Here is a 21,546-nt window from a genome sequence, read left to right as displayed (position 1 = left end):
ACCATAAAGTCTAAATAGCAGATGAATAATCTTTGAAATTATTACCTACAAGGACATGCTCTAATACACTAAAGTCAACATGCTCATTAATTAATGGCGCATTGAGTAATCCAACTACATTCAACCAGCAAATTAATGCTGAGTATTTATTTACATAAAATTCAACAAACTCATGATCACCATCACTAGTTTTATATATTGATAACAAACGACCATAAGTATTTAACTCAAAATTTATTAATGAGGCACTTTGTTGTAAAAGGCTAGATATAAAACCATCTGGTATATTTGAGTCAGACACATTAAGATTTTTGCTATATTTCTTTCTCAAAGATAAAGTACCTAATGCTGCCAACACACTAATAAAACTCCCTTCTATATAAGCCTTCATTTCTGGCTCAAGTTCATTCAACTCAATGTATTGATGAGGATATAACTGCGGATTAGTATAAATTAATACATCTAGTCTTTCAGAAACTCTAGAAAGTAAGCTATGAACTTCATCTAATTTAATTGTCGCCTTTTGTACATCTAATTGCTTCTTTTGATAGTAAACTGCAAACGCGGCGCCAAGAAATGTTAAAAAAGAAAAAGTAGTTCCTATTGTGCCACCAATAAAACTACCAAAATTCGACCACGCTTGATCAGATGTAGATAATGAATAGTGTGAGATTGGTGCAAATATATAGATGTAGAGAAGTAACGGAGCACTAACCAAAACTAACACACAAAACATCACAATAATAAAATTTCGCTTTCCCATAGACTTCGCTCCATATTTTAGCAATGCTAATAATAAAGCTACAGGCTTAATTAGCGAAGAATTATCACCTCAGTAGGTTCGATTAGCCGCCAGGCGTAATCGGACATTCGCGTAAATCCACTCTCCCGCCATAACGGCCAGCCGAATTCCCCCCTCCAGTTGGCCGATCTTGTTTCACGGCAACAACCGTAATCAAAGCCTCTCGTGCGTCCGATTACGCTGCGCTAATCGAACCTACAGGGGGGGTGATCAGCTGTTATCATTTGAGGCAGTGCCCAGCGCCGCCACGCCCAAGAGGAAAGTCATGGATATACCTGCCGCCCCATCCCCCGCCATCTGCCAGCTGTGTCAGGAGAAAGCCGATCTCGACTTCGACTTCACCATGGCTTTTCAGCCCATCGTCGATTGCAGCCAGCGCACCATCTTCGGCTACGAGGCGCTGGTGCGGGGGCTCAACAACGAACCCGCGCAGAGCGTGATTGCCCGGGTCAACGACGGCAATCGCTACCGCTTCGACCAGCTGTGCCGGATCAAGGCCATCGCGCTGGCCGCCCGGCTCGAGATGCGGGGAATGCTGAGCATCAACTTTCTGCCCAATGCGGTCTACCGCCCGGAGCGCTGCATCCGCACCACCCTGCAGGCGGCCCGCGAGCATCTCTTTCCCATCGAGCAGATCATGTTCGAGCTGACCGAGGTGGAGCAGGTGCAGGATAGCCAGCATCTTCGCGGCATCGTCGATCACTATCAGGCCCTCGGCTTCAAGACGGCAATCGATGACTTTGGCGCCGGTTACTCGGGCCTCAACCTGCTGGCCGATTTTCACCCCAACATCGTCAAGCTCGATATGCACCTGCTGCGGGGCATCGACCATGACCCGACCCGGCAAGCCATAGTGCGCCACTGTCTGGCACTGTTTGCCGAGCTGCAGATCATCCCGTTGGCGGAGGGGATCGAGACCCGCGAAGAGATGGCCTGCCTGCGGGAGATGGGCATCAGCCTAATGCAGGGCTACCTGTTCGCCCGCCCCGGCTTCGAAACCCTGCCGGAAGTGGATTTCGCCAGCCTGTAAGCCAGTCGGTCTGCACTGCCTCCCCCTCAGCCCACTCCCACCCGAATAAGAAAACGGACACCCGAGGGTGTCCATGTGCATACCCTGTGACCTTGCGCCATGGTCACACAGTCACCCTCCCCGGTTAATGGGTCAGCTGTGGCAACAGTTGCAACAGGTGAGCCCGTATCGCCAGCGGCGTCTGGCTGACCCAGATCTCCAGCAGGCCATACGCAAGCAACGGCAGCACCAGCAGCAACAGGCAGAGCAGCCCCAGCAAACGGCTTGGTGCGAGCCGATGCACCTTGCTGCCAAGGTGCAGGGCCTCGACCCGCTTGGGGCAGGCGGCCACGCAGCTCAGGCAGCCGGTGCACTCCAGGCTGCGTACCGCGATAAGCTGGTGCACCGCAATGCGCGATGGACAGGCCCGGCTGCACTTGTCACAGCCGTGACCCTGGCTTCGCAGGCAGCGGGCCGGGTCGCGGCGAATGCGCAGCGGCGTCAGTAGCCCCAGCAGGGCGAGCCAGGCGCCATAGGGGCAAAGGTAGCGGCAGAATCCCTGACGAAAGGTCGCGGTAAGCAGCAACACCCAGCCGAGGCACAGACCCGAGATCAGGGTCAGGTTGAAGAAGAAAGCCCCCATCTTCATATCCGCCGCCTGATGGTAGGGGCTGGTGAAGTAGCCGGGCAGGGCAGCAGCCGGCACCGCCAGCAGGATGATGAAGAGCAGAAAGCCGAGCACCAGAAATTTCTGGGTGCGCAGGGCAAGATCCAGCCAGCGCGGCGGGCTCCACTCCCCCGGCAGCAACCGGTGGCGCAGGCCATGTAGCCATTCCCCCACCAGCCCGAGCGGACAGAACCAGGCACAGAACGCCCGCCCCAGCAGCAGGGCCGACAGGGAGAGTACCAGTACGGTGACGGTGGCCGCCGGATGGTGGGGATCCACCAACCCCTGCGCGAACCAGGCCCGCAGCCCGAGGCCACCGGCGATGGGCAGGAAGGCATCCACCACGTCCGGGCGCACCAGCCAGGGGCTCATCCCCTGTCCCAACTGCCAGATATGCAGGCTGTATTGCACTGTGACCAGCCCCCAGCAGAGCAGCAGCAGATGGCGAGTGCGCGCCCGCAGCCACTGGCTGTCGAGCGCTTCCAGGGCGGGCAGCGGCCGCCTCTGGTGCCGGGGGGCAAGCACGGCGGTGACCGTCCCCAGTGCGAGCCAGAGCAGGCTATCCGCCACCAGCAACCAGACCAGCCCCAGCAGGCCGAGCGCAAGACGCCCCGGCCAGCCGGTGCGTACCTGCCACGCCAACAGCACCAGATAAACCATACCGGCCACCATGGTTATCGCTTCAATCACGCTCATGCATCCCCCACTGCCTACATCCGGATCCGGCAGCAAGGATAACTAACATTTGAGTTGATTATTTTGATCTGCATGGGCCGAGGGAGGAGTTATGGCCAATGCCTCCCTCGCAGGCTCTCCCCTCTTTCAACGACACGCCGCCTCACCAGCCAGGAACTAGCCGCGGGCACGGTGGAGGTGGTAGTCAACGTGATAGTCGTTGGCATTACGGAACATGATGGAGTAGTTGAGGAACTCTCCGCTCTCGCTGTATGAGAGTGAGGTGAGCCGCAGGATAGGGGCTCCCTGCTCGATATGGAGCTGCTCGGCAGTAACCCGATCCGCCAGCACGGCACTGAAGCACTCATAGTTGCCCGCAATCGCGATGCCGCACTCCCGTTCGATGTAGTCGAATTTGGACCCTTCCAGATGGGCGACCGACAGATTGCGAAACAGTCTGACCGGCATATAGCTCTCTTCCAGCAGCAGAGCCCGACCATCCACCGAGCGGATCCGGCTTGAGTAATAGACGGGTTCATTCACCTTAACCCTCAGCTGACTGGCGATGGCCGGTGGCGCGGGCATGGTACGAAACTCCAGTACCTGGCTGGTCAATGTGCGCCCCTGCTCGCGCATCAGTTCGGTAAACCCGCTCAGACCTTTGGTCTCATGCTGAACATCCTTTTTCGTCACATAGGTGCCGCTGCCGTGGCGCCGCTCGACCAATCCCCACTCGATCAACATATCTACCGCTCTGCGGATGGTCATGCGGGAGACGCCATACTGTTCTGCCAGCGCTTTTTCGCCCGGCAACACATCTCCCACCCGACACTCGGCACCGTTTACCCTGATCCTGAGTCGATCAGCCACCGATTTATAGATCACTGCTAGACATCTCCTGTGGTCACAACGCCAACCATCTTATTCTTAAGCAAGTGGATAAATTGCATAAAAACAATAACTTAAATTTAAACTAAAGCTGCAAGAACATCACAAAACCAAGAGGTACAACAATATCGCAAAAGTTAGACATCTTTGTCTAAATAACTGCATGCGTCAGATCACATTATTCCAAGATATTTCATGAGGTCTCTTTTTATCGTTGCTAATTTGCATCAGGCAACACCGGCAAGGATTCGATTAGCTATTTCAACCAAGGGACAATATATGCTCAGTCAAATTCAACGTTTTGGCGGAGCAATGTTCACTCCTGTACTGCTTTTTCCTTTTGCAGGTATGGTAGTAGGCATTGCAATTATGCTGAAAAACCCGATGTTTGTCGGTGAATCACTGGCAAACCCACAAGGATTATTCTTCCAGATCATCCATATTATTGAAGAAGGTGGCTGGACAGTATTCAGGAATATGCCGCTTATATTTGCGATTGGCCTGCCAATCGGTCTGGCAAATAAGGCACAAGCCAGAGCCTGTCTGGCTGTATTGGTCAGTTTCATGACCTGGAACTATTTTATCAACGCCATGGGCATGACCTGGGGCAGTTATTTCGGGGTCGACTTCAGTCAGGATGTAGGGGGTGAAAGTGGCCTCGCCATGGTAGCGGGGATCAAAACCCTGGATACCAGCATCATAGGAGCCATCGTCATCTCCGGCATCGTGACGGCACTGCACAACCGCCTGTTTGATCGCCAACTGCCGGTCTTTCTCGGCATCTTTCAGGGCAGCTCCTTTGTCACCATTGTCGCCTTCTTCGTGATGATCCCCTGTGCCTGGCTGACCCTGCTTGGCTGGCCAAAAGTACAGATGGGCATCGCCTCCCTGCAGAATTTCATGCTGGTCTCGGGTCCGGTCGGGGTGTGGGTATACACCTTCCTCGAGCGGATTTTGATCCCGACCGGCCTGCATCACTTTATCTACGGCCCCTTCATCTTCGGCCCAGCGGCAGTAGAGGGGGGCATTCAACTCTACTGGGCGCAGCACATGCTGGAGTTCAGCCAGAGCACTCGCCCGCTGATTGAACAGTTCCCTCAGGGTGGCTTTGCCCTGCACGGCAACTCGAAGATTTTCGGTGCCATGGGGATTGCTCTGGCCATCTATGCCACGGCAGCCAAAGAGAACAAGGCCAAGGTGGCAGGCCTGCTGATCCCGGCCACCCTGACCGCCATTCTGGTCGGTATCACCGAGCCGCTGGAGTTCACCTTCCTCTTCATCTCGCCGCTGCTGTTTGCCATCCACGCCCTGCTGGCAGCCACCATGTCGACTGTGATGTACCTGTTTGGTGTGGTCGGCAACATGGGTGGAGGTCTGCTCGACCAGTTCCTGCCGCAGAACTGGATACCCATGTTCCACAACCATGCGGGAATGATGTTCACCCAGATCGCTATCGGGTTGGTCTTTACCGGAATCTGGTTCCTGATATTCCGCGCGCTGATTATCAGACTCAATCTTAAAACACCGGGCCGGGAAGACAGTGAAATAAAGCTTTATTCAAAATCAGATTATCAGGCAGCCAAAAACCAGCGTGGCAGTGATAGTGCAACACAAATTATCGAAGCGCTTGGTGGAATCAAAAATATACACAGTCTGAATAACTGCGCCACCCGCTTAAGAATATCGTTGGTTAACAGCAAGCTGGCAGCAGCAGATGAGGAGTTTATTAAATTGGGTGCCCATGGGGTCGTCCGCCATGGCGATAGTATCCAGGTAATTATCGGTCTGCATGTACCTCAGGTACGTGAAAATATGGAATCGATTATGAACAACAGTCATCAACAATCGTCTTTAGTAATGGAGTCATGATCATGAAAAAATTCTCTGTAGTCATTGCCGGTGGTGGCAGCACTTTTACTCCTGGTATCGTTCTGATGTTGCTGGAAAATCAACATCGCTTCCCGCTCAAGGAGATCAAATTCTACGACAACGATGGTGCCCGTCAGGAGATCATCGCCGAAGCCTGCAAAATCTTGCTGAAAGAGAAGGCTCCCGAGATCGCCTTCAGCTATGGCACCGACCCCAAAGCAGCATTTAGCGATGTAGATTTTGTCATGGCCCATATCCGGGTTGGCAAATATCCGATGCGCGAGCTGGACGAGAAGATCCCGCTGCGTCATGGGGTGGTCGGTCAGGAGACCTGCGGCCCGGGCGGTATCGCCTACGGCATGCGCTCCATCGGCGGGGTGCTGGAGCTGGTCGACTATATGGAGCAGTACTCACCCAATGCCTGGATGCTCAACTACTCCAACCCGGCCGCCATCGTCGCCGAAGCGACCCGTCGCCTGCGTCCCAACGCCAAAATCCTCAACATCTGCGACATGCCGATCGGGATCGAGGGGCGCATGGCCCAGATTGCCGGTCTCAAATCCCGCAAAGAGATGCGGGTACGCTATTACGGCCTCAACCACTTTGGCTGGTGGACCCGCATCGAGGATCTGGAAGGTAACGACCTGATGCCGAAGATCAAGGAGCACGTCGCCCGCCACGGCTATGTGCCCAATAGCGCCAGCCATGCCGAAGCAAGCTGGAACGATACCTTCGCCAAGGCAAAGGATGTGTGGGCGCTCGACCCGGATACCCTGCCCAACACCTATCTGAAGTACTACCTCTACCCGGACTATGTGGTGGCCCACTCCAACCCGGAACACACCCGCGCCAACGAGGTGATGGAGCACCGCGAGAAGCAGGTCTTCACCGCCTGTAGCGACATCGTCAAGGCAGGCAATTCAGCAGCGGGCGAGCTGGAGATCGATGAACACGCCTCCTATATCGTTGACCTGGCAACCGCCATCGCCTTCAACACTCAGGAGCGGATGCTGCTGATCGTTCCCAATCGCGGCGCCATCCCCAACTTTGACCCGGAAGCCATGGTCGAGATCCCCTGCCTGGTCGGCAGCAGCGGACCTGAGCCGCTGCAGGTGGGCAGCATCCCGCTGTTCCAGCAGGGCATGATGGGCCAGCAGGTCGCGGTCGAGAAACTGGTGGTCGAAGCCTGGGTTGAGCACTCTTACCAGAAACTGTGGCAAGCCATCACCCTCTCCAAGACAGTGCCCAGTGCATCGGTGGCCAAGTCCATTCTCGATGACTTGATAGAGGCCAACAAAGCCTACTGGCCGGAACTGAAATAAACCGCCCATAAACAAAAACCCCCTCGTGACAGAGGGGGTTTTTCGTGTTGGCAACGGGCGCGGATTAACGCAACGGTTTGACCGAGCGACGGACGATCAGCTCGGGCTGTACCGTCATCGATTCCACTTCCAGCTCCTTGTTGCGGATCCGGCTGACCAGATGCTTCACCGCCAGCTGGCCCAGTTCGGCCTTCGGGTGACGGATGGTGGTCAGCGGCGGGCTGGAGAAGCGCGCCATCTCCACATCGTCGTAGCCGATGATGGAGATATCGTCCGGCACCTTGACTCCCGCTTCCCAAGCAGCGCAAATCGCGCCGATCGCCATGGGATCGTCGAAGGCAAAGACCGCGGTCGGACGAGGCTGCAGGGCCAGGATGCGCTGCATGGCATCGAAGCCGCTCTGGCTCTCGTAGTCCCCTTCGAAGACCTGTTCATCTTTGAGGGTCAGACCGTGCTCGCCCAGCGCATCACGTACCCCGTCCAGTCGCTGCTGAGTGGTCGGCTTGGAGAGCTGGCCAGTGATGCAGACGATGTCGCGGTGCCCCAGCTCCAGCAGATGGCGAACGGCCATGCGGGCGCCGATGCGGGCGTTGTCGTTGATCACGTTGGCGAAATCGCACTCCGTCCCCCAATCCAGTACCACCTGCGGCACGTTCTTGTGGATGCGCAGCATGTCGCGCAACGGAGTGTCGATATCGGTCCCCAATACCAGCAGACCATCCACCCGTTTTTCCATCAGCATTCTCAGGTAATGCTGTTGGCGAGGCGGCTGGTTTTCGGTGTTGCAGAGGATCAGGCTGTAGCCCTGTTCGAAGCAGTACGCTTCAACCCCTTGCACCACTTCCGCGAAGAAGGGGTTTACGCTGGTGGTCACCAGCATGCCAATGGTCTTGGTCGAATTTATCTTAAGACTGCGCGCTACCGAGTTGGGCGCGTAGTTGAGTTCTGCCACCGCCTCAATCACTTTCTGGGTCGCGTCTTCGCTGACCCGCCGAGTGTGGTTGAGCACATGTGAGACGGTGGAGATGGATACGCCTGCGCGCGAGGCGACATCCTTGATAGTGGCCATCTCTGTCTCCTGACTGTCAAAGGCGGAACATTAGCAGATTTCCCGAATAAAGGCTTGGTTTTAACGGGCTCTGCCACGGAATTGTCAATGCCGGCTAATTTAGGCGCTCATTTCTGTTTGCGCAAACGATTAATGGTCAAAATGGGAGCACTATCAGAGTAAAATATCACCAGACTAATCCTCTGTGCTTCATCATAATCACCTCTGGTTACCAAGATGTTAAGGCGAAGAATCGATACTAAATTCCAATTAAACACAAATAACAGGTCATTTATTTCAAAATAAGCCCACCCAACCCCCTCTGGTTAGTATCTTTAACAGCTTGTTATTGCCCCGTGAGGAATGATAGAACCATACCTATAGCCGGATGCACGGGATGTCGATCCGGAATGGCACTCGTAAATGAAACAATCCACTGATTAAGGGACGAATCAATGCATAAGTTGAGCAAAATTACAGTAAGCGCAGCGGTTTCTTTGGCTCTGTTTGGATCGATCTCCATCGCACACGCGGCAGACACCATCAAGATAGGTATCGCAGGCCCGCTCACCGGCCCGGTTGCCCAGTACGGGGACATGCAGTTCACCGGCGGCAAGATGGCGGTCGAGCAAATCAACAAGGCTGGCGGCATCAATGGCAAGCAGATCGAAGCCGTCATCTATGACGATGCCTGTGATCCCAAGCAGGCGGTAGCCATCGCCAACAAGGTGGTAAATGATGGCGTCAAGTTCGTGGTCGGTCACCTCTGCTCCGACAACACCCTGCCCGCCTCCGACATCTATGAAGACGAGGGGATCCTGATGGTTACCCCCGCCTCCACCAACCCCAAGATCACCGAACGCGGTTACCAGCTGACCCTGCGCACCATAGGTCTGGATAGCGATCAGGGCCCGACTGCCGCCAAGTACATCATCGAGCAGGTCAAACCCCAGCGCGTGGCCGTTATCCACGACAAGAAGCAGTACGGTGAAGGTATCGCCTCCAGCGTCAAAGCCGCACTCGACAAGGCTGGCGTGAAGGTGGTGGCCTATGAAGGGATCACCGCCGGTGACAAGGACTTCTCCGCCCTGATCGCCAAGCTGCAGAAAGAGAACGTCGATTTCGTCTACTACGGCGGCTATCACCCTGAGCTGGGCCTGATCCTGCGTCAGGCTGGCGAGAAGGGGCTGAAAGCCAAGTTCATGGGCCCGGAAGGGGTGGGTAACAAGGATATCTCCGCCATCGGCGGCCCGGCTTCCGAAGGCCTGCTGGTGACCCTGCCGAACAAATACGATCTGGTACCTGCCAACGCCCCGCTGGTCGCAGCGTTCAAGGCCAAGGGTCAGGACTCCTCCGGCCCGTTCGTCTGGACCACCTATGCCGCGGTGCAGAGCCTGGCTGCCGGTATCGCCAAGGCGGGTGAAGATGACCCGGCCGCCGTTGCCGCCGCCATCAAGGCCGCACCGATCGATACCGTGATGGGCCCCCTGACCTGGGCACCGAACGGTGACCTGAAAGGCTTCGAATTTGGTGTGTTCCAGTGGCACGCTGACGGTACTTCCAGCCAAGTCAAATAATCTGCCGATCGGGGGTGAGTACGCTCACCCCCCCTCTCTTTGCGGGCAAGTACAGGGAACGCAGTATGTCCGAACACCTCCTTTATCTCGTTCAGCAACTGCTGAACGGATTAACCATAGGCAGCACCTATGCGTTGATCGCCATTGGCTACACCATGGTCTATGGCATCATCGGCATGATCAACTTCGCCCACGGCGAGGTTTACATGATCGGCTCCTATGTCGCTTTTATGGTGATGGCGGGGCTCATGATGATGGGCATCGACAGCACCTTTCTACTGCTGGGGGGCGCCTTCCTGGTCAGTATCATCATCACCGGCACCTATGGCTGGAGCATCGAGCGGGTCGCCTACCGGCCACTGCGCGGTGGCAACCGGCTGATCCCCCTTATCTCCGCCATCGGTATGTCGATCTTCTTGCAGAACATGATGCGGATGGCACAGGGCTCGCGGGATATCGCCATGCCCAGCCTGATCTCCGGTGGCTGGACCCTAGGGGGTGAGGATGGTTTTCAGGCCAGCCTCTCCTATATGCAACTGATCATCTTCGTGGTGACTTTCATCACCATGCTGGCGCTGACCCAGTTCATCGGCCGCTCCCGCATGGGCCGCGCCTGCCGCGCCTGCTCGGAAGATATCAAGATGGCCAACCTGCTGGGCATCGACACCCACGTGGTCATCTCCATCACCTTCGTGCTGGGAGCTGCACTGGCCGCCGTGGCGGGGGTGCTGCTCGGCATGTATTACGGCGTCATCAACCCCTACCTCGGCTTTATGGCCGGTCTGAAGGCCTTCACTGCTGCCGTACTGGGCGGTATCGGCAGCATTCCGGGCGCCGTACTGGGCGGCCTGCTGCTCGGCGTGGTTGAAGCGCTCACCGCCGGTTATCTCAGCACCGAGTACAAGGATGTGATGGCGTTCGCCTTGCTCATTTTTGTGCTGCTCTTTATGCCGACCGGCATCCTGGGTCGCCCGGAAGTGGAGAAAGTGTGATGAAACATCAATTTATCCACGCCTGTATCGCCAGCCTGGTGCTGCTGGTGCTCTCTTTCTGGCTGCTCGGCTTCAAGCTGGAGACCGATGGCGCCAGCCTGCAGGTGGTGAGCCGCCTCGATGTGTCGCTGGCCTGGCTGCTGGGGGGCGCCACCATTGTTTTCTGGTTCCAGATGCTGCGCGGCCAGATTGCCAAGCTGTTTCAGGCCTCCATCAGCGGCTTCTCGGTCGGCTTCACCAAGCTGGTGCTGCCGAGCCCGGAAGAGGCGCCCAAGCTCTATAACCTCACCGCAGTGCTGGTGCTGCTGTTCGCGGTGAGCTGGCCCTTTATGGCCTCTCGTGGCGCCATCGATCTCGCCACCCTCACCCTGATTTACATCATGCTGGGGCTGGGGCTGAACGTGGTGGTCGGCCTCGCCGGTCTGCTCGATCTCGGCTATGTCGGCTTCTACGCGGTCGGTGCCTACAGCTATGCCCTGCTCAACACCTACTTCGGACTGAGCTTCTGGGAGTGCCTGCCCATCGCCGGGCTGATGGCCGCCACCTTCGGCTTCCTGCTCGGCTTCCCGGTGCTGCGGCTGCGGGGGGACTATCTGGCCATCGTCACTCTGGGTTTTGGCGAGATCATCCGCATCCTGCTCAACAACATGACCACCCTGACCGGCGGTCCGAACGGGATCTCCGGCATCCCCAAGCCAACGCTGGGGGGGCTGGAATTCAACCGCACCGTCAAGGATGGGGGCTTTGATACCTTCCACAACTTCTTCGGCATTACCTACAACGCCAACCACAAGGTGATCTTCCTCTACCTGATGGCGCTGGTGCTGGTGGTGGTGACCCTGTTCGTCATCAACCGCCTGCTGCGCATGCCCCTTGGCCGCGCCTGGGAAGCGCTGCGGGAAGATGAGATCGCCTGCAAATCGCTGGGGCTCAACCCCACCATCATCAAGCTGACCGCCTTCACCATAGGCGCCACCTTCGCGGGCTTTGCCGGCAGCTTCTTTGCCTCGCGGCAGGGCTTTATCAGCCCGGAATCCTTCGTCTTTATCGAATCGGCCATTGTGCTGGCGATTGTGGTGCTGGGCGGCATGGGCTCGCAGATCGGGGTGGTGCTGGCAGCCATCGTGATGACGGTGCTGCCGGAGCTGGCCCGCGAATTCAACGAGTACCGCATGCTGATGTTCGGCCTCTTGATGGTGTTCATGATGATCTGGCGGCCACAAGGATTGCTGCCGATGACCCGTCCTCATCTGGAGTTGAAGAAATGAGTACTCATCAGAAGTTAATGGAAGTCTCTGATTTGTCGATGCGCTTCGGTGGCCTGCTGGCCGTCAACGGGGTCAAGCTGGATATCGACAAGGGCGAGGTGATCTCCATCATCGGCCCCAACGGTGCGGGCAAGACCACCATCTTCAACTGCCTGACCGGTTTCTACTGCCCGAGCGGCGGCACCATCCGCTACAAGGGTGAGGAGATCCAGGGGCTGCCCGGCCACCTCATCGCCCGCAAGGGGATTGTGCGTACCTTCCAGCATGTGCGGCTGTTCAAGGAGATGACAGCGGTGGAGAACCTGCTTGTTGCCCAGCACCAGCACCTCAACACCAGCTTTATCGCCGGCCTGTTCAAGACCCCGGCCTTCCGCCGTGCCGAGCAGGAGGGGCTGGAGCGGGCCGCCTTCTGGCTGGATAAAGTGGGGCTCAAGGATCTCGCCAACCGCGCCGCCGGCAACCTGGCCTACGGTCAGCAGCGCCGCCTCGAGATCGCCCGCTGCATGGCGACCCGTCCCGAGCTGCTGATGCTGGATGAACCGGCCGCCGGTCTCAACCCGAAGGAGACCGACGAACTGGACGAGCTGATCATGAGCCTGCGGGACGAATTCGGGGTCTCGGTACTGCTGATCGAACACGATATGAAGCTGGTAATGGGCATCTCCAACCGCATCTTCGTGGTCAGCCAGGGCACCCCGCTGGCCCACGGCAAGCCGGATGAGATCCGCAACAACCCGGCAGTGATCAAGGCCTATCTGGGCGAGTCGTAAGGACAAAAAGATGTTAGAACTTCGCAACGTATCGACCCACTACGGCAAAATTCAGGCACTGCACGATGTCAGCGTCGAGGTGAAAGAGGGTGAAATCGTCACCCTGATCGGCGCCAACGGCGCAGGCAAGACCACCCTGCTGATGACCCTCTGCGGCGAACCCAAGCCCAGCAGCGGCTCCATCTGGTTTGAGGGGGAACAGATCAGCTCCCTCACCACCGCCCGCATCATGCGCAAAGATATCGCCGTAGTGCCGGAGGGACGCCGCATCTTCGCCCGCCTGACGGTGGAGGAGAACCTGCTGATGGGCGCCTTCTTCGTCGACAAGGCAGAGCAGCATGGCCTGCTGGATCAGGTGTTCACCCTGTTCCCGCGCCTGCACGAACGCTTGCAACAACGGGCGGGCACCATGTCCGGCGGCGAGCAGCAGATGCTGGCCATCGGCCGCGCCCTGATGAGCAAACCGCGCCTGCTGCTGCTGGATGAACCCTCGCTGGGGCTGGCCCCCATCGTCATTCAGCAGATCTTTGACACCATAGAGCAGTTGCGCCAGAAGGGGATGACCATCTTTCTGGTGGAACAGAACGCCAACCAGGCGCTCAAGCTGGCCGACCGCGGCTATGTGCTGGAGAACGGCCACGTGGTGCTGCAAGACACAGGGGCCGCCCTGCTCGCCAACCCGGCGGTACGGCAGGCTTATCTGGGCGGTTAACCCACTCACCCGCATGCCATATCAACAAGGGAGCCGCTGGCTCCCTTATCTTTTGTGGGGTTAGTTTGCGCCCAAGCTTGCGGTACACTGGCCCGTAATCAACCTATTCGCAGGACATCCCGATGGACCAGTTTGCCCATATCAATGCCCATGATGCCTACCAGAAACTGAGCGCGGGTGAAGCCCGTCTGGTGGATATTCGCGACCCACAATCCTTTGAAGCGGCCCACGCGGTCGGCGCTTTCCACCTCACCAACGGCACCCTGGTGCGCTTTATGAACGAAGTGGATTTCGATACCCCGGTCATCGTGATGTGCTATCACGGCAACAGCAGTCAGGGGGCGGCCCAATACCTGCTGCAACAGGGTTATGACGAGGTCTACAGTCTGGATGGCGGCTTCGAGGCGTGGCGCCGGGAGTTTCCCATCGAGGCAGGCGAGGCATGATCCAGCTGCTGGTGCTCGACAACGCCCGCATGGCGCAGGCGCTGGTGGACTATCTGGCGACCCTGGGCATCTCCTGCGAGCTGACCCAGTCCGAGCTGGGGGTCACCATCTGGTTGGCGGACGAGCAGCGCCTTGCTCAGGCCCAGCTGGAGGTGAAGCGCTTTCTGGCCGAGCCGGCCCACCCGCGCTACATGGAGGCCTCCTGGCAATCCGGCAGCGCCGATGCCCGCATCGACTACAGCAAGGGGATGACGGATCCCATCACCGACTTCCTCCATCAGGCAGGGCCGCTGACGCTGGTGGTGATCATCGCCTGTCTCGCCATCTACGGGATCGAGGCCGTCGGCCTGCCCATCTACGATGAACTGGCATTCCACCCGACGCTGGCCCAGTTCACCGACTGGCAGGCGTGGCGCTATTTCACCCCCGCTCTGATCCACTTCTCGGTGCTCCATCTGGTGTTCAACTTGCTCTGGTGGTGGTATCTGGGGGGCCAGATCGAGCAGCGCCTCGGCAGCGGCAAGCTGCTGATCCTGCTGCTGGTGGGCGCTGCCCTGCCCAATATCGCCGAGTTCTTTGCCAGCGGCCCACTGTTTGGCGGCCTCTCCGGCGTGGTCTATGCCCTGCTCGGCTACTGCTGGCTGCGCAGCAAGCTGCAACCGGCCTGCGGCCTCACTCTGCCACCGGCGCTGATGGGCTTTATGCTGTTCTGGATGGTGCTCGGCTTCTTCGACATGCTCGGCACCAGCACCGCCAACATCGCCCACCTGACCGGTCTGCTGGTCGGCCTGCTGCAAGGCTGGCTGGATCGCAACCACCAGCCGACCTGATTTTTCAGCAGTTGCAGAAACGAGAACGCCGCCCCGAAGGGCGGCGTTTTTTTACGCGATAGGCAGTTACTGCTTGATCAGGGTGTCATCGGTTACCTTGACCGCCGCACCGCCACTCATAAAGAAGCTGGCAAACTGGGTCTGGATCTCTGAAGTGACCGCACCAACCTGATCGAAGTTCGCATCAGGGGCCAGCAGCGAGCTATGGCCCCCTTTCAGGAAGCGCGCAGCATGGTGACCCGCCGGGAGCACGCCGGAACCCTTCAGCTCTTGCAAACCCAGCACCCGGAACAGCGGCTCGGTGCCACCCAGCGGCGCAGAGGCGATGCTGTTGGGGATCACCTGATCCGGCAAGCTGAGCGCACCATCGCCAACAATTTCGGTGGCGAACAGCGGGAAGCTCTTGGCGACGCCACTGCCCAGATTGATCGGGTCGGCAGAGTCCAGTACTGACTGGGCGGCAAAGGTATAGCTCTGCAAGGTGCTCGCTGCACCCGCCTGCGTGGCCGCATCCAGACTGGGCAGGAACTCGTTCACGAAACAGATCGGCACCGCCGTCTGGCAACCGGGAGCATAAGCCTCAAACCCGGCCTTCAACTCGGGACTGCCCGAGGTAAGCACGCTCATCTTGATGGTCGGCCCGAAGCTCGGCGAGTTGAGCAGCAACGGGGCGATGCCGCCACCCGGCATCGACAGACCACCGGTTGAAAACTCGAACATGCTATCAGCGGCGTTACCCATTTTCTGGTTGGCCACCGCCAGCAGATTGGCCCCGGTAATGGCGCCGAGCGAGTGCCCAAGGAAGTGAACTTTCAGACCGGCACCGCCCAACTGACCGCCCAGCCCCTTGGCATTAGCCAGACCGACAGCCAGGCGCAGACCCAGCAGATCGGCCACGCTCTGCTTCAGGTTATCCCGCGCCACCGTCAGATAACCCAGATTCAGGTAGGGAGTCGGATTCTCGGAGGTGGTGACAGTATCCATGCTGCCGCTCAGGGCATAGCCACGCTCGCCGTGCAGCGGGTGATCGATCACCACGACAGCAACCACCTTGTTCACTGATGGGTCTAACCCGGCACCTATCTGGCTCAGCGCCAGCGCATAGGCGTTCTCCTTGATAGAAGTGACCCCGTGCTGATAGATGATCACATCAGTGACAGTGCTAAGGTCAGTGGTGGGGGCAAAGATCCGCAGCGGTACAGATTGTACTTCGGTCAGGGTCGGCAGCGGGTTGAAACGGCCAATATTGCGCTCGGCATCCAGCGGCTTGCCACCTGAGGTGAGAGTCACCCCGATCAGCTTGCTCGCCTCCCTCAGCAGATCGGCCTGACGGCTCGGATCGGCAATCAGCTCACCCAGCAGCTCCGGATTCACTCCGGCGCCTACCAGCCCACCGATCACCTCGCTATCACCCGCTTTCAGCGCGTTGGCGATGGCATAGAGGCTGGGAATGGCGCCGTGCCAGGATTGGGTCTTGGCCTTGTCCCAGGAACCGGCTATCGCTGGAGTAGAGAGGAAATAAGGGAGCTTGACGGTACCGGTATACACCTTGGTCGCCGCCGCGACGCCGTTCAATGTGACATTAGCAGCCACAGCTGCAGCAATCGCATCCCGATCATCTTGAGGCAAGAATGGCTCGTTCGCCAGCTGTGTCAGGAAGGGCACCCCGCCATTGAGCGCATCAATCGTATATGTTCCCGGCAGACTGGTGTTGCCTTTGGCGTCCTGCTTCCACAGCGATGCAGCATCCAGGGTCGGGCTCTGCAACACGGTGGCCGCAGCGCCCTTCACTGCCAGCAGCACATCGGCACCGGACTGGGTGGCAAACCAGTCGGAGAAGATCACCCGATCGCTGGTGATCCCGGTAGCTGCCTTGAACAGCCCTTCCTGCAGCGCAATCAGGCTGCTGATGGTCTGCTCCTGCACGGTTGCACCAGCCGTCGATTTGAAGTTGCTGTAATCACCACCGGCCTTGAGTGGCACACCACGGCTGTCCTTGAGGGCGTCGGTCGCCACGATCATGTAGTAGGAAGAGGGATTAAGCGGCTTGAGCGGCACCAGATTGAGTTTGCCACCACCATCGCTTACCACAAAATCGGTGCCATAGGTCAGAGGCTTGTTGTTCTTCACTCCGACAGGACGCTGAGTCACCGGATCCAGCACCAGCTCCAGCAGATAGAGGGGTGCAATGGCCGAGGCATACTCGCCGGCGGCCGGTGCCGGCACAGAGACGCCGGTCACGGTCGCCGGCACCAGCTGGACAGGTTGGGTGGTTGACCAGCCATCCAGGGTGGAGAGGGCAGATACCGGGTTCGACAGATCGGCAGTCTCGGTGGAAAACTTCAGGGTACCGTCGCTGGCACGGGGGGCCAGCACACTCGGGCGAAGACCACTGCCACCACTCAGGGCATAGTCCAGGGAGCTGGTGGTGTCTCCCTTGTTGTTATCTCCACCACATCCGGCCAGCAGGGCGCTGACCACAGCTGCATAAATTAGCTTCTTCTTCATTTTTTGTTCTCTTTATAGGTTGTTGTCCATCACAAGCCAACGAAGCATTCACCACTTCGACCGCTCAAAGTTAACATAAAACCAACAACCAACGAGACTCATGTTGGTCATCTTCTGCTCAGGTTTGTGGAGAGAATCAAGGTTTTACGGCAACAAAGGGGCGCAAGGGTAGCAACAGTGGAGGATTAACCAGACCCGACCAGCCAGCAGGCACCATCACGACTAAAAAGCCGTCGCGATCTCGGCAAAGTGAGGGAATTGTCGGTAGAATGTCCACCAACGCTTAAGGAGGACATCATGATCGACCCGAAGAAACTGGAAGAGATCGCCAAGCAGGTGCACAACTCCCTGCCACCCGGCATTCGCAGCATGGGTGAAGAGGCCGAAAAGAAGATGCGTCAGGTACTGCAGGCCCAGCTGGGCAAGCTGGATCTGGTCAGCCGCGAAGAGTTCGACGTGCAGACCAAGGTACTGCTGCGTACCCGTGAAAAACTGGCCGCCCTCGAAAGTAAGCTGGCTCAGCTCGAGCAGCAGCTCGGCGCCAAAGGCGAATAACGAAAACCCCGGCTCGGCTGGGGTTTTTGCTTTAAATTGAACCTGTAAAAAACATCACACCTGAAGCAGATACCAGGCCCGCTTGCCGCGAGCCTTGGCCTCGTACATGGCCCTGTCAGCCACCTCCAGCGCCTGCCGGAAGGTCAATGGCCCCTCCTCCCACAGGGCGATACCGATACTGAGCCCGACCCGTTGCGGGCAACCGGGTTTGGGTACATAACCATACATCCGGCTGATCAGGGCATCGGCCAGATGAGCCAGTGCATGGTTTGATACATCACGATGCAGATAAACCACAAACTCGTCACCGCCATAACGGCCGCACAGGGCCGAGCCCGGCATGATGAGACGCAACCACTCCGCCATCTGCTGCAGAACCTGATCACCGCAGGCATGCCCCAACTGGTCATTGATCCCCTTGAAATCATCCAGATCGATAAAGAGCAGCGCCCCCGCTCCTTGCGGCGGCTGCAGAGCGAACGCCTTGCCAAATCCCTGCCGGTTGAGCAGGCCGGTGAGCGCATCGCAGTTGGCACGCTCTGCCAGCCGCTGCTCATAAGCCTTGCGCTGGGTGATATCGATATGGGAGCCCATGATCCGCAATGGCCTGCCCTCATCATCCCACTCCACTACGCGACCACGATCCCACAGCCAGGTGATCTCCCCGGCCGGGCTGATGGTGCGGTATTCAGCTTCGTAGAAGGGCGTTTTCCTCTCAAGGTGGGCAAAGTAGCTGCCCATGGCATGGGCGCGATCGTCGGGATGGAGCTTGGCGCTCCACTGATCGAAATGAGGAGCCATATCGCCAGCCTGAAAGTTCTGCAGATTGAAGACCCGCAGTTCGCCGGTGGGAATGGTGCCCTGCCAGAGACAGATGCCGGTGCCATCGAGGGCGGCATTGAGCTTCTCCTGCAACAGGCCGTTTTCATGCTGCAAAGCGGCGATCTCTGCCTGCAAACGGGCAAACGCATCACCACCGGAGGAGGGTTCCGGCATGGCGGCCAGCTCAGTCGCGCAGGGTGCCTCCCGATCATACCCGGGTTGCCCCCTTGCCTCTTTGCTTAACACTGCGCCTCCTTGTGCTTGCTCTATGGATACTCTTGTCAATCCAAACAAAGATGCCACCAGCCACGCCAGATTAGTAGCCATTCATAGCCAATATATTGAAAAATAATGGGATAACGCCGCGATAATCCAACCATTCGGTACGATCAGGTACTGCGGCAGCCACAAAAACAAAAGCCCCCGGCAAAACCGGGGGCTGCGTCATCCAAGCGGGGATCCCGTCAGATAAATTCGTAGGCGTCACCGAAGATGCGCTCCGGCTCGGCGCCGAGGATCTTGAACTCCTCACGCGCGGCCCCCGCCATCTCGAAGCGACCGGCGACATAGATGTCGTAGTCGTGGAGGCTGACGAAGTCATCCATGATCGCCTTGTGCACCAGTCCGCTCTTGCCGGTCCAGTCAGCATCCGGCTCCTGCACCACCGGGATAAAGGTGAGCGGCGCATAGTCACGCTCCCACTGCTGCATCTGCTCCAGTTCGTAGAGCCAGTGAGCCTGACGCACCCCCCAGTAGAAGAACACCGGGCGCTTGCTGCCTGTGTCGATCAGATATTCCAGAATGGAGCGGGCGTAAGAGAAGCCGGTGCCGCCCGCCATCAGGATCAGCGGACGGGGAGACTCATCGCGCAGGAACGCCTTGCCAGCCGGCAATTCGACCTCGATCTCCCCCTGCTCGCGCATGCGGGCCAGCACCTGACCGGCATAGGCGTTCTCGGGAGTGGCACCAATTTGCAGCTCCAGCACGCCCGGGCGGGTCGGCGAGTTGGCGATGGAGAAGGGGCGCTTGTCCGAATCGCTCATCACCACCAGCAGATACTGGCCCGGCTTGAAGCTGATCGCTTGCTGCGGCGTCAGAGCCACATGCCAGATGGTGTCGACATATTCGCGCAGTTCCTCTACGCGGCATTTGATACGTTGCATTCTTGTCCTTGTGGCGGGCTCGCTCGGCCCGCTTCGCTCATTGTTTCACTATGGAGTGACGACCAGCAGCCCTGGCCCCGTCAGTCGAGAATACTCAAATCAATGCGGATCGCATCACTTTTTGCAGCAAAGCTGTCATGTTTGCCTCATCCGAGGATATTGAGCTCATCCCAGATGGCATCGACCTTCTGCTTCACCGCCTCATCCTGAACTATGGGCTGACCCCACTCCCGATTGGTCTCGCCCGGCCACTTGTTGGTGGCATCCAGCCCCATTTTGGAGCCGAGGCCGGAGACCGGCGAGGCGAAGTCCAGATAGTCGATCGGCGTATGCTCGATCAAGGTGGTGTCCCGTGCCGGGTCCATCCGGGTGGTGATGGCCCAGATCACATCCTTCCAGTCGCGGGCGTTGACGTCATCGTCACACACCACCACGAACTTGGTGTACATAAACTGGCGCAGGAAGGACCAGACTCCCAGCATCACCCTCTTGGCGTGGCCCGGGTAACGCTTCTTGATGGTCACCACCGCCATCCGGTAGGAGCACCCCTCCGGCGGCAGATAGAAGTCCACAATCTCGGGGAACTGCTTCTGCAGCAGCGGCACGAACACCTCGTTCAGCGCCAGACCCAGTACCGCCGGTTCATCGGGCGGACGGCCGGTGTAGGTGCTGTGATAGATGGCATCGCGCCGCTTGGTGATGTGGGTGATGGTAAAGACCGGGAACTCGTCCACCTCGTTGTAGTAACCGGTGTGGTCGCCATAGGGCCCTTCCGGCGCCATCTCACCCGGCTCCAGATAGCCTTCCAGCACGATCTCGGCGCTGGCGGGCACCTCCAGATCGCAGCTGATGGCCTTGATCACCTCGGTACGGCTGCCGCGCAGCAGACCGGCAAAGGCATATTCGGAGAGAGTATCCGGCACCGGCGTCACCGCGCCGAGAATGGTCGCCGGATCGGCACCGAGTGCCACCACCACCGGGAATCGCTCGCCCGGGTGGGCCTCCTGCCACTCGCGAAAATCGATGGCACCGCCACGATGATCCAGCCAGCGCATGATCAGCTTGTTTTTGGCGATCTTCTGCTGGCGATAGATGCCGAGGTTCTGGCGCTTCTTGTAGGGGCCGCGGGTGATGGTGAGGCCCCAGGTGACCAGCGGCGCCACATCGCCGGGCCAGCAGTGCTGGATCGGGATCTGGTCGAGATCGACCGCATCTCCCTCCTGCACCACCTGCTGGCAGGGGGCGGAAGAGAGGCGCTTGGTCGGCATGTTGAGCACCTGCTTGAAGATCGGCAGCTTCTCCATCAGCTCCTTGAATCCCTTGGGCGGCTCGGGCTCCTTGAGATAGGAGAGCCAGACCCCGACCTGACGCAGAGCGCCCACATCGGGCTGCCCCATGCCCATGGCAACCCGATCCGGGGTGCCGAACAAATTGGTCAGCACCGGCATGGTGTAGCCTTTGGGATTTTCGAACAGCAGAGCCGGGCCACCCGCACGCAGGGTGCGATCGCTGATCTCGGTCATCTCCAGATAGGGATCTATCTCGCGGGTGATGCGCTTGAGTTGTCCGTTTTGTTCCAGCTGCGCGATGAAATCACGCAAATCCTTGTATTTCATGCAAGTT

Annotated in this window: 19 protein-coding genes; 11 read left to right on the top strand and 8 right to left on the bottom strand. The window is 58.2% G+C overall.

Going from position 1 to position 21,546, the window contains the following annotated elements; translation table 11 throughout:
• Positions 1-10 precede the first annotated feature (10 nt).
• Complete coding sequence (locus I6L35_RS06560) at positions 11-763, bottom strand: hypothetical protein (RefSeq protein ID WP_216979831.1); 753 nt, start codon at positions 761-763, stop codon at positions 11-13.
• Between the two features lie 304 nt (positions 764-1,067).
• Here I6L35_RS06560 and I6L35_RS06555 point away from each other — a divergent pair, with 304 nt between their 5' ends.
• The gene (locus I6L35_RS06555) at positions 1,068-1,832 is read left to right on the top strand and encodes an EAL domain-containing protein (protein WP_216979830.1); all 765 of its coding nucleotides are present in this window, start codon (positions 1,068-1,070) and stop codon (positions 1,830-1,832) included.
• Between the two features lie 124 nt (positions 1,833-1,956).
• Here the strand turns inward: I6L35_RS06555 and I6L35_RS06550 are convergent, their stop codons facing one another.
• Complete coding sequence (locus I6L35_RS06550; RefSeq protein WP_216979829.1) at positions 1,957-3,174, bottom strand: 4Fe-4S binding protein; 1,218 nt, start codon at positions 3,172-3,174, stop codon at positions 1,957-1,959.
• A 156-nt stretch (positions 3,175-3,330) separates the two neighbouring features.
• Positions 3,331-4,038, bottom strand: a complete 708-nt coding sequence (locus tag I6L35_RS06545) for a GntR family transcriptional regulator (protein WP_216979828.1) — start codon at positions 4,036-4,038, stop codon at positions 3,331-3,333.
• Positions 4,039-4,320: 282 nt separating this feature from the next.
• Between I6L35_RS06545 and I6L35_RS06540 the strand changes: the two genes are divergently transcribed.
• Positions 4,321-5,910: an alpha-glucoside-specific PTS transporter subunit IIBC gene (locus I6L35_RS06540; protein ID WP_216980251.1), complete on the top strand. Its 1,590-nt coding sequence runs from the start codon at positions 4,321-4,323 to the stop codon at positions 5,908-5,910.
• Complete coding sequence (locus I6L35_RS06535) at positions 5,907-7,232, top strand: 6-phospho-alpha-glucosidase (protein ID WP_206665121.1); 1,326 nt, start codon at positions 5,907-5,909, stop codon at positions 7,230-7,232. The genes I6L35_RS06540 and I6L35_RS06535 overlap by 4 nt, the downstream gene beginning before the upstream one ends.
• 64 nt (positions 7,233-7,296) lie before the next feature.
• Here the strand turns inward: I6L35_RS06535 and I6L35_RS06530 are convergent, their stop codons facing one another.
• On the bottom strand, positions 7,297-8,301 hold the full coding sequence (locus I6L35_RS06530; protein ID WP_005355925.1) for a substrate-binding domain-containing protein: 1,005 nt from the start codon (positions 8,299-8,301) through the stop codon (positions 7,297-7,299).
• 434 nt (positions 8,302-8,735) lie between these two features.
• On the opposite strand from I6L35_RS06530, the gene I6L35_RS06525 reads away from it, so the two are divergent.
• The 7 genes from I6L35_RS06525 (at position 8,736) to glpG (ending at position 14,875) form a co-directional block, all read left to right on the top strand.
• Positions 8,736-9,857 (top strand): branched-chain amino acid ABC transporter substrate-binding protein, encoded by a 1,122-nt coding sequence (locus I6L35_RS06525; RefSeq protein WP_005342436.1) that lies wholly within the window; start codon positions 8,736-8,738, stop codon positions 9,855-9,857.
• A gap of 65 nt (positions 9,858-9,922) precedes the next feature.
• Entirely contained in the window at positions 9,923-10,849 is a 927-nt protein-coding gene (gene livH, locus I6L35_RS06520; RefSeq protein WP_005339439.1) for a high-affinity branched-chain amino acid ABC transporter permease LivH, read from the top strand.
• Complete coding sequence (locus tag I6L35_RS06515) at positions 10,849-12,117, top strand: high-affinity branched-chain amino acid ABC transporter permease LivM (protein ID WP_216979827.1); 1,269 nt, start codon at positions 10,849-10,851, stop codon at positions 12,115-12,117. Before livH ends, I6L35_RS06515 begins: the two co-directional genes overlap by 1 nt.
• Positions 12,114-12,887: a high-affinity branched-chain amino acid ABC transporter ATP-binding protein LivG gene (gene livG / locus I6L35_RS06510; RefSeq protein ID WP_005339435.1), complete on the top strand. Its 774-nt coding sequence runs from the start codon at positions 12,114-12,116 to the stop codon at positions 12,885-12,887. The genes I6L35_RS06515 and livG overlap by 4 nt, the downstream gene beginning before the upstream one ends.
• Positions 12,888-12,897: 10 nt before the next feature.
• Entirely contained in the window at positions 12,898-13,599 is a 702-nt protein-coding gene (locus tag I6L35_RS06505; protein ID WP_005342433.1) for an ABC transporter ATP-binding protein, read from the top strand.
• A 122-nt stretch (positions 13,600-13,721) separates the two neighbouring features.
• A complete protein-coding gene (gene glpE / locus I6L35_RS06500; protein WP_005342431.1) occupies positions 13,722-14,045 on the top strand; it encodes a thiosulfate sulfurtransferase GlpE in 324 nt (107 codons plus the stop codon).
• Positions 14,042-14,875: a rhomboid family intramembrane serine protease GlpG gene (glpG, locus tag I6L35_RS06495; protein WP_216979826.1), complete on the top strand. Its 834-nt coding sequence runs from the start codon at positions 14,042-14,044 to the stop codon at positions 14,873-14,875. The genes glpE and glpG overlap by 4 nt, the downstream gene beginning before the upstream one ends.
• Positions 14,876-14,941: 66 nt before the next feature.
• Here the strand turns inward: glpG and I6L35_RS06490 are convergent, their stop codons facing one another.
• Entirely contained in the window at positions 14,942-17,383 is a 2,442-nt protein-coding gene (locus I6L35_RS06490) for a VolA/Pla-1 family phospholipase (RefSeq protein WP_216979825.1), read from the bottom strand.
• 297 nt (positions 17,384-17,680) lie between these two features.
• On the opposite strand from I6L35_RS06490, the gene I6L35_RS06485 reads away from it, so the two are divergent.
• Complete coding sequence (locus tag I6L35_RS06485; protein ID WP_005339429.1) at positions 17,681-17,938, top strand: accessory factor UbiK family protein; 258 nt, start codon at positions 17,681-17,683, stop codon at positions 17,936-17,938.
• Between the two features lie 54 nt (positions 17,939-17,992).
• Here I6L35_RS06485 and I6L35_RS06480 read toward each other — a convergent pair whose 3' ends face one another.
• From I6L35_RS06480 to ubiD, 3 genes are all read right to left on the bottom strand, one after another.
• Positions 17,993-19,006, bottom strand: a complete 1,014-nt coding sequence (locus I6L35_RS06480; RefSeq protein ID WP_254204537.1) for a diguanylate cyclase — start codon at positions 19,004-19,006, stop codon at positions 17,993-17,995.
• Positions 19,007-19,224: 218 nt separating this feature from the next.
• The gene (fre, locus tag I6L35_RS06475; RefSeq protein ID WP_042054686.1) at positions 19,225-19,923 is read right to left on the bottom strand and encodes an NAD(P)H-flavin reductase; all 699 of its coding nucleotides are present in this window, start codon (positions 19,921-19,923) and stop codon (positions 19,225-19,227) included.
• Positions 19,924-20,069: 146 nt separating this feature from the next.
• The gene (gene ubiD, locus I6L35_RS06470; protein WP_005339421.1) at positions 20,070-21,539 is read right to left on the bottom strand and encodes a 4-hydroxy-3-polyprenylbenzoate decarboxylase; all 1,470 of its coding nucleotides are present in this window, start codon (positions 21,537-21,539) and stop codon (positions 20,070-20,072) included.
• Between the last annotated feature and the right edge of the window lie 7 nt (positions 21,540-21,546).

Source organism: Aeromonas sp. FDAARGOS 1405 (genome assembly GCF_019048265.1).
Classification (GTDB): domain Bacteria; phylum Pseudomonadota; class Gammaproteobacteria; order Enterobacterales; family Aeromonadaceae; genus Aeromonas; species Aeromonas veronii_A.
Note: the sequence above shows the minus strand (reverse complement) of the source record. Positions and strands in the feature narration are given on the sequence as shown.

Coding starts and splice junctions, on each gene's coding strand:
- I6L35_RS06560 (WP_216979831.1), bottom strand. CDS start 763: ATGGGAAAGCGAAATTTTATTATTGTGATGTTTTGTGTGTTAGTTTTG.
- I6L35_RS06555 (WP_216979830.1), top strand. CDS start 1,068: ATGGATATACCTGCCGCCCCATCCCCCGCCATCTGCCAGCTGTGTCAG.
- I6L35_RS06550 (WP_216979829.1), bottom strand. CDS start 3,174: ATGAGCGTGATTGAAGCGATAACCATGGTGGCCGGTATGGTTTATCTG.
- I6L35_RS06540 (WP_216980251.1), top strand. CDS start 4,321: ATGCTCAGTCAAATTCAACGTTTTGGCGGAGCAATGTTCACTCCTGTA.
- I6L35_RS06535 (WP_206665121.1), top strand. CDS start 5,907: ATGATCATGAAAAAATTCTCTGTAGTCATTGCCGGTGGTGGCAGCACT.
- I6L35_RS06530 (WP_005355925.1), bottom strand. CDS start 8,301: ATGGCCACTATCAAGGATGTCGCCTCGCGCGCAGGCGTATCCATCTCC.
- I6L35_RS06525 (WP_005342436.1), top strand. CDS start 8,736: ATGCATAAGTTGAGCAAAATTACAGTAAGCGCAGCGGTTTCTTTGGCT.
- livH (WP_005339439.1), top strand. CDS start 9,923: ATGTCCGAACACCTCCTTTATCTCGTTCAGCAACTGCTGAACGGATTA.
- I6L35_RS06515 (WP_216979827.1), top strand. CDS start 10,849: ATGAAACATCAATTTATCCACGCCTGTATCGCCAGCCTGGTGCTGCTG.
- livG (WP_005339435.1), top strand. CDS start 12,114: ATGAGTACTCATCAGAAGTTAATGGAAGTCTCTGATTTGTCGATGCGC.
- I6L35_RS06505 (WP_005342433.1), top strand. CDS start 12,898: ATGTTAGAACTTCGCAACGTATCGACCCACTACGGCAAAATTCAGGCA.
- glpE (WP_005342431.1), top strand. CDS start 13,722: ATGGACCAGTTTGCCCATATCAATGCCCATGATGCCTACCAGAAACTG.
- glpG (WP_216979826.1), top strand. CDS start 14,042: ATGATCCAGCTGCTGGTGCTCGACAACGCCCGCATGGCGCAGGCGCTG.
- I6L35_RS06490 (WP_216979825.1), bottom strand. CDS start 17,383: ATGAAGAAGAAGCTAATTTATGCAGCTGTGGTCAGCGCCCTGCTGGCC.
- I6L35_RS06485 (WP_005339429.1), top strand. CDS start 17,681: ATGATCGACCCGAAGAAACTGGAAGAGATCGCCAAGCAGGTGCACAAC.
- fre (WP_042054686.1), bottom strand. CDS start 19,923: ATGCAACGTATCAAATGCCGCGTAGAGGAACTGCGCGAATATGTCGAC.
- ubiD (WP_005339421.1), bottom strand. CDS start 21,539: ATGAAATACAAGGATTTGCGTGATTTCATCGCGCAGCTGGAACAAAAC.